The following is a 13,539-nucleotide window of genomic DNA, read 5'->3' as shown; positions in this document are numbered from 1 at the left end:
TCGATCACCGTCACTGCTCCGGACAACGTCTACGTCGGCAGCAACACTCCGGTAGTGCAGTCGATCGCGACTGTTGCAGGCGCGGATGTCGGCAAGTTCGAGCAACTGACCCTGGACAAGACCCCGGTCAGCACCACCGTCACCGACGAGCCAGGTTCGGGCACTCCGGGCACCGGTAACCAGGGCGACCTGGTACAGGTCACCATCACTGCCGATCAGACCTCGGTGGCGGAAAACGTCAAACCGACGTTCACCGTGCACATCAACCAGCCGCTGGACCACGATCTGGTCGTGACCCTGAGCAACAATGCGACCGTGACCATCAAGGCCGGGGAAACCAGCGCACCGTACACCCACGATGCGCAGGGCGACGACGTTTACAACGATGCCGGCGAAATCAGCGTTGGTATCAAGTCGGCGGTAGACGCTACCGGTGCGACCTTCGAAAACCTGGAGTTGGGCGGCGCTGCGAAAGTGGATGTCACCGACACCACCGACGAAGTCGTGGCCAAGCTGACCGCGACGCCTTCGGTCACCGAAGGCGGCGAGATCACCTACACCGTCACCCTGACCAACAAAGATGGTCTGCCGATCAACAACCACGGCGCCCTGACCTTCACGCTGAGCGACGGCAAAACCGTCATCACCGTACCGGCCAACGGCACCAGCGGTTCGATCACCGTCACTGCTCCGGACAACGTCTACGTCGGCAGCAACACTCCGGTAGTGCAGTCGATCGCGACTGTTGCAGGCGCGGATGTCGGCAAGTTCGAGCAACTGACCCTGGACAAGACCCCGGTCAGCACCACCGTGACCGACGAACCCGGTTCGGGCACTCCGGGCACCGGAAACCAGGGCGACCTGGTGCAGGTCACCATTACTGCTGACCAGACTTCGGTGGCGGAAAACGTCAAACCAACGTTCACTGTGCACGTCAACCAGCCGCTGGATCACGACCTGGTCGTGACCCTGAGCAACAACGCTCAAGTCACCATCAAGGCCGGCGAAACCAGCGCGCCGTACACCCACGACGCGCAGGGCGACGACGTCTACCAGGATGCTGGCGAAATCACCCTGGGTATCAAGTCGGCGGTAGACGCCACCGGTGCGACCTTCGAGAACCTCGAGCTGGGCGGTGCGGCTACCGTTCAAGTGACCGACACCACCGACGAAGTGGTGGCCAACCTGACCGCCACTCCTTCGGTCACCGAAGGCGGTGAGATCACCTATACCGTCACCCTGACCAACAAAGATGGTCTGCCGATCAACAACCACGGCGCCTTGACCTTCACGCTGAGCGACGGCAAAACCGTCATCACCGTACCGGCCAATGGCACCAGCGGTTCGATTACCGTCACTGCTCCGGACAACGTCTACGTCGGCAGCAACACTCCGGTAGTGCAGTCGATCGCGACTGTTGCAGGCGCGGATGTCGGTAAGTTCGAACAGCTGACCCTGGACAAGACGCCGGTCAGCACCACCGTTACCGATGAACCAGGTACCCCTGGTACCCCAGGTGGCACCAACGAAGGTGACCTGGTCAAGGTCACCATCACGGCCGACCAGACTTCGGTGGCCGAGAACGTCAAACCGACGTTCACCGTGCACGTCAACCAGCCGCTGGATCACGACCTGGTCGTGACCCTGAGCAACAATGCTCAGGTCACCATCAAGGCCGGCGAAACCAGCGCGCCGTACACCCACGATGCGCAAGGCGACGACGTTTACCAGGATGCTGGCGAAATCACCCTGGGCATCAAGTCGGCGGTGGACGCTACCGGCGCTGCCTTCGAAAACCTGCAGTTGGGTGGTGACGCTTCGGTCAAAGTGACCGACACCATCGACGAAGTGGTGGCCAAGCTGACCGCTACGCCTTCGGTGACCGAAGGCGGCGAGATCACTTACACCATCACGCTGACCAACAAAGACGGCCTGCCGATCAACAACCATTCGGAGCTGTACTTCAAGCTCACCGATGGCACGACGGTCGTTGTGGCCGCCAACAGCACCACCGGCTCGGCCACTGCAACCGCGCCGGATAACGTCTATGTCGGGACTAACCAGCCGGTGGTCAACGCCATCGACGCCGTCAGTGGGGCGGATGCGTGGAAGTTTGAAAACCTGAACCTGGACAAGACCCCGGTCAGCACCCAGGTCACCGATGAGCCAGGCACCCCGGGCAACGAAGGCGACCTGGTCAAGGTCACCATCACCGCTGACCAGGTTTCGGTGGCCGAGAACGTCAAACCGACGTTCACCGTGCACATCAACCAGCCGCTGGCCCACGACCTGGTCGTGACCCTGAGCAACAACGCTCAAGTCACCATCAAGGCCGGCGAAACCAGCGCGCCGTACACCCACGACGCGCAGGGCGACGACGTCTACCAGGATGCTGGCGAAATCACCCTGGGTATCAAGTCGGCGGTAGACGCCACCGGTGCGACCTTCGAGAACCTCGAGCTGGGCGGTGCGGCTACCGTTCAAGTGACCGACACCACCGACGAAGTGGTGGCCAACCTGACCGCCACTCCTTCGGTCACCGAAGGCGGTGAGATCACCTATACCGTCACCCTGACCAACAAAGATGGTCTGCCGATCAACAACCACGGCGCCTTGACCTTCACGCTGAGCGACGGCAAGACCGTCATCACCGTACCGGCCAATGGCACCAGCGGTTCGATTACCGTCACTGCTCCGGACAACGTCTACGTCGGCAGCAACACTCCGGTAGTGCAGTCGATCGCGACTGTTGCAGGCGCGGATGTCGGTAAGTTCGAACAGCTGACCCTGGACAAGACGCCGGTCAGCACCACCGTTACCGATGAACCAGGTACCCCTGGTACCCCAGGTGGCACCAACGAAGGTGACCTGGTCAAGGTCACCATCACGGCCGACCAGACTTCGGTGGCCGAGAACGTCAAACCGACGTTCACCGTGCACGTCAACCAGCCGCTGGATCACGACCTGGTCGTGACCCTGAGCAACAATGCTCAGGTCACCATCAAGGCCGGCGAAACCAGCGCGCCGTACACCCACGACGCGCAGGGCGATGACGTTTACAACGACGCCGGTGAAATCAGCGTTGGTATCAAGTCGGCGGTAGACGCTACCGGTGCGACCTTCGAAAACCTGGAGTTGGGCGGCGCTGCGAAAGTGGATGTCACCGACACCACCGACGAAGTCGTGGCCAAGTTGACCGCGACCCCTTCGGTCACCGAAGGCGGCGAGATCACCTACACCATCACCCTGACCAACAAAGATGGTCTGCCGATCAACAACCACGGCGCCTTGACCTTCACGCTGAGCGACGGCAAAACCGTCATCACCGTACCGGCCAACGGCACCAGCGGTTCGATCACCGTCACTGCTCCGGACAACGTCTACGTCGGCAGCAACACTCCGGTAGTGCAGTCGATCGCGACTGTTGCAGGCGCGGATGTCGGCAAGTTCGAGCAACTGACCCTGGACAAGACCCCGGTCAGCACCACCGTCACCGACGAGCCAGGTTCGGGCACTCCGGGCACCGGTAACCAGGGCGACCTGGTACAGGTCACCATCACTGCCGATCAGACCTCGGTGGCGGAAAACGTCAAACCGACGTTCACCGTGCACATCAACCAGCCGCTGGACCACGATCTGGTCGTGACCCTGAGCAACAATGCGACTGTGACCATCAAGGCCGGGGAAACCAGCGCGCCGTACGCCCACGATGCGCAAGGCGATGACGTTTACAATGATGCTGGCCAGATCAGCTTGGGCATCAACTCGGCTGTAGACGCCACTGGCGCTACCTTCGAGAACCTCGAGCTGGGCGGTGCGGCTACCGTTCAAGTGACCGACACCACCGACGAAGTGGTGGCCAAGCTGACCGCCACGCCTTCGGTGACCGAAGGCGGCGAGATCACCTACACCATCACCCTGACCAACAAAGATGGTCTGCCGATCAACAACCACGGCGCCTTGACCTTCACGCTGAGCGACGGCAAGACCGTCATCACCGTACCGGCCAATGGCACCAGCGGTTCGATTACCGTCACTGCTCCGGACAACGTCTACGTCGGCAGCAACACGCCAGTGGTCAACTCCATCGCGACCGTTGCGGGCGCTGACGTCGGCAAGTTCGAGCAGCTGACCTTGGACAAGACTCCGGTCAGCACCCAGGTCACTGACGAGCCAGGTTCGGGCACTCCGGGCACCGGAAACCAGGGCGATCTGGTGCAGGTCACCATTACCGCCGATCAAACTTCGGTGGCCGAGAACGTCAAACCGACGTTCACCGTGCACATCAACACTGCTTTGGCTCACGACTTGGTTGTGACCCTGAGCAACAACGCTCAGGTCACCATCAAGGCCGGTGAGACCAGCGCGCCGTACACCCACGATGCGCAAGGCGACGACGTTTACAACGATGCCGGTGAAATCAGCGTTGGTATCAAGTCGGCGGTAGACGCTACCGGTGCGACCTTCGAAAACCTGGAGTTGGGCGGCGCTGCGAAAGTGGATGTCACCGACACCACCGACGAAGTCGTGGCCAAGTTGACCGCCACCCCTTCGGTCACCGAAGGCGGCGAGATCACCTACACCATCACCCTGACCAACAAAGATGGTCTGCCGATCAACAACCACGGCGCCTTGACCTTCACGCTGAGCGACGGCAAGACCGTCATCACCGTACCGGCCAATGGCACCAGCGGTTCGATCACCGTCACTGCTCCGGACAACGTCTACACCGGCACTAACGCTGCGGTCGTGAAGGCCATCCAGTCGGTCACGGGCGCTGATGTCGGCAAGTTCGAGCAACTGACCCTGGACAAGACCCCGGTCAGCACCACCGTGACCGACGAACCCGGTTCGGGCACTCCGGGCACCGGTAACCAGGGCGACCTGGTGCAGGTCACCATCACGGCCGACCAGACTTCGGTGGCCGAGAACGTCAAACCAACGTTCACTGTGCACATCAACCAGCCGCTGGACCACGATCTGGTCGTGACCCTGAGCAACAATGCTCAAGTCACCATCAAGGCCGGCGAAACCAGCGCGCCGTACACCCACGACGCGCAGGGCGATGACGTTTACAACGACGCCGGCGAAATCAGCGTTGGCATCAAGTCGGCGGTAGACGCTACCGGTGCGACCTTCGAAAACCTGGAGTTGGGCGGCGCTGCGAAAGTGGATGTCACCGACACCACCGACGAAGTCGTGGCCAAGCTGACCGCCACCCCTTCGGTCACCGAAGGCGGCGAGATCACCTACACCATCACGCTGACCAACAAAGATGGTCTGCCGATCAACAACCACGGCGCCTTGACCTTCACGCTGAGCGACGGCAAGACCGTCATCACCGTACCGGCCAATGGCACCAGCGGTTCGATCACCGTGACCGCGCCGGACAACGTCTACGTTGGCAGTAACACCCCAGTAGTGCAGTCGATCGCGACCGTTGCGGGCGCGGATGTCGGCAAGTTTGAGCAACTGACCCTGGACAAGACCCCGGTCAGCACCACCGTCACCGACGAACCAGGTTCGGGTACTCCGGGCACTGGCAACCAGGGCGACCTGGTACAGGTCACCATCACCGCCGACCAGACCTCGGTGGCGGAAAACGTCCAACCGACCTTCACCGTGCACGTCAACCAGCCGCTGGATCACGACCTGGTCGTGACCCTGAGTAACAATGCGACCGTGACCATCAAGGCGGGCGAAACCAGCGCGCCGTACACCCACGACGCGCAAGGCGACGACGTTTACAACGATGCCGGTGAAATCAGCCTGGGTATTAAGTCGGCAGCCGACATCGGTGGCCGTACCTTCGAGAACCTGCAGCTGGGCGACGCGGCGAAGGTCAACGTCACCGACACCACCGACGAAGTCGTGGCGAAACTGACCGCGACCCCGTCGGTAACCGAAGGCGGCGAGATCACCTACACCATCACCCTGACCAACAAAGACGGCCTGCCGATCAACAACCACGGCGCCTTGACCTTCACGCTGAGCGACGGCAAGACCGTCATCACCGTACCGGCCAATGGCACCAGCGGTTCGATTACCGTCACTGCTCCGGACAACGTCTACGTCGGCAGCAACACGCCAGTGGTCAACTCCATCGCGACCGTTGCAGGCGCGGATGTCGGCAAGTTTGAGCAACTGACTCTGGACAAGACTCCGGTCAGCACCACCGTGACCGACGAGCCAGGTTCGGGCACTCCGGGCACCGGTAACCAGGGCGACCTGGTGCAGGTCACGATTACTGCCGACCAGACCTCGGTGGCCGAGAACGTCAAACCGACGTTCACCGTGCACATCAACCAACCGCTTGCTCATGACTTGATTGTGACCCTGAGCAACAACGCTCAAGTCACCATCAAGGCCGGTGAGACCAGCGCGCCGTACACCCACGATGCGCAAGGCGACGACGTTTACAACGACGCTGGCCAGATCAGCTTGGGCATCAAGTCGGCGGTAGACGCTACCGGCGCTACCTTCGAGAACCTGGAGTTGGGCGGCGCTGCGAAAGTGGATGTCACCGACACCACCGACGAAGTCGTGGCCAAGTTGACCGCGACCCCGTCGGTAACCGAAGGCGGCGAGATCACCTACACCATCACCCTGACCAACAAAGACGGCCTGCCGATCAACAACCACGGCGCCTTGACCTTCACGCTGAGCGACGGCAAGACCGTCATCACCGTACCGGCCAATGGCACCAGCGGTTCGATCACCGTGACCGCGCCGGACAACGTCTACGTTGGCAGTAACACCCCAGTAGTGCAGTCGATCGCGACCGTTGCGGGCGCGGATGTCGGCAAGTTTGAGCAACTGACCCTGGACAAGACCCCGGTCAGCACCGCCGTCACCGACGAACCCGGTTCGGGCACTCCGGGCACCGGTAACCAGGGCGACCTGGTGCAGGTCACCATCACGGCCGACCAGACTTCGGTGGCCGAGAACGTCAAACCGACCTTCACCGTGCACATCAACCAGCCGCTGGCCCACGACCTGGTCGTGACCCTGAGCAACAATGCTCAGGTCACCATCAAGGCCGGCGAAACCAGCGCGCCGTACACCCACGACGCGCAGGGCGATGACGTTTACAACGACGCCGGCGAAATCAGCGTTGGCATCAAGTCGGCGGTAGACGCTACCGGTGCAACCTTCGAAAACCTGGAGTTGGGCGGCGCTGCGAAAGTGGATGTCACCGACACCACCGACGAAGTCGTGGCCAAGTTGACCGCCACCCCTTCGGTCACCGAAGGCGGCGAGATCACCTACACCATCACCCTGACCAACAAAGATGGTCTGCCGATCAACAACCACGGCGCCCTGACCTTCACGCTGAGCGACGGCAAGACCGTCATCACCGTACCGGCCAATGGCACCAGCGGTTCGATCACCGTCACTGCTCCGGACAACGTCTACACCGGCACTAACGCTGCGGTCGTGAAGGCCATCCAGTCGGTCACGGGCGCTGATGTCGGCAAGTTCGAGCAACTGACCCTGGACAAGACCCCGGTCAGCACCGCCGTCACCGACGAACCCGGTTCGGGCACTCCGGGCACCGGAAACCAGGGCGACCTGGTGCAGGTCACCATTACTGCTGACCAGACTTCGGTGGCGGAAAACGTCAAACCAACGTTCACTGTGCACGTCAACCAGCCGCTGGATCACGACCTGGTCGTGACCCTGAGCAACAATGCGACCGTGACCATCAAGGCCGGGGAAACCAGCGCACCGTACAGCCACGATGCGCAAGGCGATGACGTTTACAACGATGCTGGCCAGATCAGCTTGGGCATCAACTCGGCTGTAGACGCCACTGGCGCTACCTTCGAGAACCTCGAGCTGGGCGGTGCGGCTACCGTTCAAGTCACCGACACCACCGACGAAGTGGTGGCCAAGCTGACTGCCACTCCTTCGGTCACCGAAGGCGGCGAGATCACCTATACCATCACGCTGACCAACAAAGATGGTCTGCCGATCAACAACCACGGCGCCTTGACCTTCACGCTGAGCGACGGCAAAACCGTCATCACCGTACCGGCCAATGGCACCAGCGGTTCGATCACCGTCACTGCTCCGGACAACGTCTACACCGGCACTAACGCTGCGGTCGTGAAGGCCATCCAGTCGGTCACGGGCGCTGATGTCGGCAAGTTCGAGCAACTGACCCTGGACAAGACCCCGGTCAGCACCGCCGTCACCGACGAACCCGGTTCGGGCACTCCGGGCACCGGTAACCAGGGCGACCTGGTGCAGGTCACCATTACTGCTGACCAGACTTCGGTGGCCGAGAACGTCAAACCAACGTTCACTGTGCACATCAACCAGCCGCTGGACCACGATCTGGTCGTGACCCTGAGCAACAACGCTCAAGTCACCATCAAGGCCGGCGAAACCAGCGCGCCGTACACCCACGACGCGCAGGGCGATGACGTTTACAACGACGCCGGCGAAATCAGCGTTGGCATCAAGTCGGCGGTAGACGCTACCGGTGCAACCTTCGAAAACCTGGAGTTGGGCGGCGCTGCGAAAGTGGATGTCACCGACACCACCGACGAAGTCGTGGCCAAGCTGACCGCCACCCCTTCGGTCACCGAAGGCGGCGAGATCACCTACACCATCACGCTGACCAACAAAGATGGTCTGCCGATCAACAACCACGGCGCCCTGACCTTCACCCTGAGCGACGGCAAGACCGTCATCACCGTACCGGCCAATGGCACCAGCGGTTCGATCACCGTCACTGCTCCGGACAACGTCTACGTTGGCAGCAACACTCCGGTAGTGCAGTCGATCGCGACTGTTGCAGGCGCTGATGTCGGCAAGTTCGAGCAACTGACCCTGGACAAGACCCCGGTCAGCACCACCGTCACCGACGAGCCAGGTTCGGGTACTCCGGGCACTGGCAACCAGGGCGATCTGGTGCTGGTTACCATCACCGCCGACCAGACCTCGGTGGCCGAGAACGTCAAACCGACCTTCACCGTGCACATCAATACTGCCCTGGCCAACGACCTGGTCGTGACCCTGAGCAACAACGCCACGGTTACCATCAAGGCCGGCCAGACCAGCGCGCCCTACGAGCACGCTGCCCAAGGCGACGACGTCTACAGAGACTCCGGTGAAATCAGCCTGGGTATCAAGTCGGCAGCCGACATCGGTGGCCGTACCTTCGAGAACCTGCAGCTGGGCGACGCGGCGAAGGTCAACGTCACCGACACCACCGACGAAGTCGTGGCGAAACTGACCGCGACCCCGTCGGTAACCGAAGGCGGCGTGATTACCTACACCGTGACGCTGACCAACAAAGACGGCCTGCCGATCGACAAGCACGCGGCGCTGACCTTTACCCTGGACGATGGCAAAACCACCATCACCATCCCGGCTAACGGTACAACCGGCACTGCCACTGTCACGGCTCCGGACAACGTCTACACCGGCACTAACGCTGCGGTCGTGAAGGCCATCCAGTCGGTCACCGGCGCGGATGTCGGCAAGTTCGAGCAACTGACCCTGGACAAGACCCCGGTCAGCACCGCCGTCACCGACGAACCAGGTTCGGGTACGCCGGGCACTGGCAACCAAGGCGACCTGGTGCTGGTTACCATCACCGCCGACCAGACCTCGGTGGCCGAGAACGTCAAACCGACCTTCACCGTGCACATCAACACTGCCCTGGCCAACGACCTGGTCGTGACCCTGAGCAACAACGCCACGGTTACCATCAAGGCCGGCCAGACCAGCGCGCCCTACCAGCACGTGGCCCAAGGCGACGACGTCTACAGAGACTCCGGTGAAATCAGCCTGGGTATCAAGTCGGCAGCCGACATCGGTGGCCGTACCTTCGAGAACCTGCAGCTGGGCGACGCGGCGAAGGTCAACGTCACCGACACCACCGACGAAGTCGTGGCGAAACTGACCGCGACCCCGTCGGTAACCGAAGGCGGCGTGATCACCTACACCGTGACGCTGACCAACAAAGACGGCCTGCCGATCAACAACCACAACGCTCTGACCTTCACGCTGAGCGACGGCAAGACCGTCATCACCGTACCGGCCAATGGCACAGTGGGGACTGCGACTGTTATCGCGCCGGACAACATCTATGTGGGCACCAATGACCCTGTGATCAAAGCGATCGCCTCGGTCAGCGGCACTGATGTTGGCAAGTTCGAGCAGCTGACCCTGGACAAGACCCCAGTCAGCACCGCCGTCACCGACGAACCGGGTTCGGGCACTCCGGGCACGGGCAACCAAGGCGACGTCACCACAGTCGGCATCACCGGCACCACTTCGCTGACCGAGGGCGAAACAGGCCAGTACACGCTGACCCTGAGCAACGCCTCCAAGGCCGAAGTCACGATCACCCTCAGCTACAGCGGCACCGCCAAAAACGGTGACGACTTCACCGGTGTCATCACCGTGAAGATCCCGGCCAATAGCACAGGCACGACGTTCAACATCGCTACCATCGACGACAAGTTGGTCGAAAGTACCGAGAACTTCGTTGTGAAGATTGAAAACGCCAGCGGTGGCAACTTCGAGAACCTGCAGGTGGATAGCAGCAAATCGAGCGTGACTACCACCATCCTCGACAATGACCACCTGCCAGTTTCGCCTGGTGGCGCAGTGTTGGGCGTGGAAGACACTGACTACGTGTTTGCCTGGAGCGATTTCAAAGTCACCGACGCCGATGGCAACACCGATCTGTCCGTGACTATTACCTCGATCCCGGGCGCCGGCAGCCTGCAGTTCTTCAACGGTACTGCCTGGGTGAATGTGACCGTTGGCCAGGTGGTGAGCCAGGCTGACATCATTGCCAAGAACCTGAAGTTCGTTCCGACCCTCAACCAGTCGGGTGCCGATGGCTACGGTGGTACCGGTGTGGGCAACAAACAGGCTGACTACGCGCAGTTCAAGTACAAGCCGAACGATGGCACCAACCTGGGCAGCGAAGTGACCATGAAGGTCGACATCAGCCCGGTCGCCGACAAACCGACGCTAAGCTTCGGCAGCGCCGATATCGAGTCCAAAGGCCTGACCAAGGAAGTCTGGACCAGCCTGAAAGGCCTGGGTACTGGCGGCAATGGCATTACCGGTGATGACCTGAAGACGGTATTTGCCAACTCCGGCAATGCCAACTCCAGCAGCACCACTAACAACGTGCAGTCCGATGCCAGCGTCACCGGTGGCAGCGGCTCGAAAACGTCGGGCCTGATCTACCTGGAAGCCGGCAAGACCTACACCTTCAGCGGTATCGCCGACGACAGCTTCGTGGTCACCATTGGTGGCAAGACTGTGGTCACGGCTACCTGGGGCGCTGGCGGCCAGGTTTCGGGCACCTTCACCCCGACCTCCAGTGGCTACTACCCGATCGAGGTCTACCATGCCAACCAGTCTGGTCCAGGCAGCTATGACCTGAATATCCAGGTGGGCTCGGGTGCGGTTACCGACCTGAGCAGCTCGAACATCAAGATGTACCAGAACGTGACCGAGATGGCCAACGCCGGCCTGGGCGTATCTGACCTGCACACGGTGAATGGCCAGAGCTACTACGACGGCTACAAACTCAACGAAGGGCCGGAGGGTGGCTCGGTGAAGCTGGTCGGTATTTCGACCGCCCTTACCGATACCGATGGCTCCGAGAGCCTGAGCGTCAAGCTGGCCGGTATACCTGCAGGCTCGGTGCTCACAGATGGTGCTGGTCATACCCTCACCGTGGGTGCCGGTGCGGTCGATGTCACTGGCTGGAACCTTGGTAGCCTCAGCATCAAGCCGCCGGCTTATTACCAGGGCCAGTTCGATGTGAAGGTCACCTCGACCTCTACCGAGAGCGTGGGTGGCAGCACTGCAACCAGCGAAGGCACCATCAAGGTTACGGTTTATCCGGACACCTACACTGCCACCAACCTGACCACCGACAACGACAGTTTCACTGGCACCGGTGCTAGCGAGATCATCGTTTCCGACATCAGTGGCCTGCATGTAACGCCGGGTCAGAACTACAACCTTGCGTTCATCGTCGATACGTCGGGCAGCATGAAAGACTCGGTGGATGCCGCACAGAAGGCGCTGCAGGCCGTCTTCACCACCCTGGCCAACAGCGTCAAGGGTGCCAGCTCTGGCACGGTGAACATTCTGCTGGTGGACTTCGCCACCCAGGTCAAGACCACGGTATCGGTCAACCTGAACGACAGCGGTGCCCTGCAGACCCTGAAAAACGCCCTGAACGCGATGACCGCCAATGGCGGTACCAACTACGAGGACGCTTTCAAGACTACGGCCAACTGGTTCCAGGCGCTGAAGGATGCGGGTGTCTCCGCGACTAACCAGACCTTCTTCATCACTGACGGCCAGCCGACCTACTACCAGTCCGGCGAGCGTGCCAACCCAACGCTGATCGCCTACAGCGGCAACAAGGCCAACTTGACGATGGACGCCTACCTGACGTCGATCAATTACAAGATCGGCCAAGTGGTCAACGTCTACCTGGACAGCAGCAACCGCCTGACAATCGACAGCAGCGGTAACCTCAACCTGTACAAGAACGGCAGCTGGTACTCGTCGCTCAGCGGCACCCTGCATGCCCAGGGCGATGGCACATACGAGCTGTCGAGCCTGGCCGGTCAAGGCAGCTGGTCCGACTCCGACACCATCAGCAACTCGAAGAGTGCCTTTGCGGTGCTCAAGTCGCTGTCACCGAACATCGAGGCCATCGGCATTGGCAGCGGTGTCGACACCAACGACTTGAAACCCTATGACACCGACGGCAAGCCACAGACCAACATCGATGCCACCAACCTGGCCGACGCTATCCTGGGTCACACCGAGTCAACCTTGCCGGGTAGCGACACCGTTTATGCCGGCGACGGCAATGACATCGTGTTCGGCGACCTGATCCAGTTCCCGTCTGTAGCGGGCAACGGCGTGGAAGCGCTGCAGAGCTATGTGGCCAAGCAGACTGGGGTGGATGCCAGCCAGGTAGATGGCAGGACCATGCACCAGTACATCACCGAGCACTACACCGAGTTCGATATCTCCGGTGCCAACGACGGCAAGGACTTCTTGTCCGGCGGCAATGGCAACGACATCCTCTTCGGCCAAGGTGGTAACGACACGCTCGATGGTGGCAGAGGTAACGACATCCTGCTGGGCGGTACTGGCAATGACACCCTGATCGGTGGCCACGGCGACGATATCCTGATCGGTGGCAGCGGTGCCGACACCTTCGTGTGGAAGGCGGGCGATTACGGCAACGACGTGATCAAGGACTTCAAGGTAGGTGAGAAAGACAAGATCGACTTGAGCGATTTGCTTCAAGGTGAGAAGGGCAGCACGATCGACAACTACCTGAAACTCACCACGGTGGAAGGCACGACCACGTTGCAAGTCAGCAGCGAAGGTAAGCTCAACGCCGCAGGTGGTATCGCCAACGCCGACGTGACCATCAAGCTGGAAGGGGTGAACTGGTCCAACACCACGATCAACTCGTTGATCAGCGGTGCTGACCCGACCATCATCATCCACAACAAAGACAGCTGA

General features: G+C 61.0%; 1 protein-coding gene (running past one end of the window). It reads left to right on the top strand.

The features are described from left to right. On the top strand, positions 1-13,539 hold the 3' portion of the coding sequence (locus N805_RS31065; protein WP_046811335.1) for an immunoglobulin-like domain-containing protein. Its footprint begins 17,604 nt before the window's first position; only the last 13,539 of its 31,143 coding nucleotides appear in the window; its start codon lies off the left edge, out of view; its stop codon occupies positions 13,537-13,539.

Origin of the sequence: Pseudomonas putida S13.1.2, assembly GCF_000498395.2 — a bacterium.
In the GTDB taxonomy this organism is placed as follows: Bacteria; Pseudomonadota; Gammaproteobacteria; order Pseudomonadales; family Pseudomonadaceae; genus Aquipseudomonas; species Aquipseudomonas putida_Q.
Note: the sequence above shows the minus strand (reverse complement) of the source record. Positions and strands in the feature narration are given on the sequence as shown.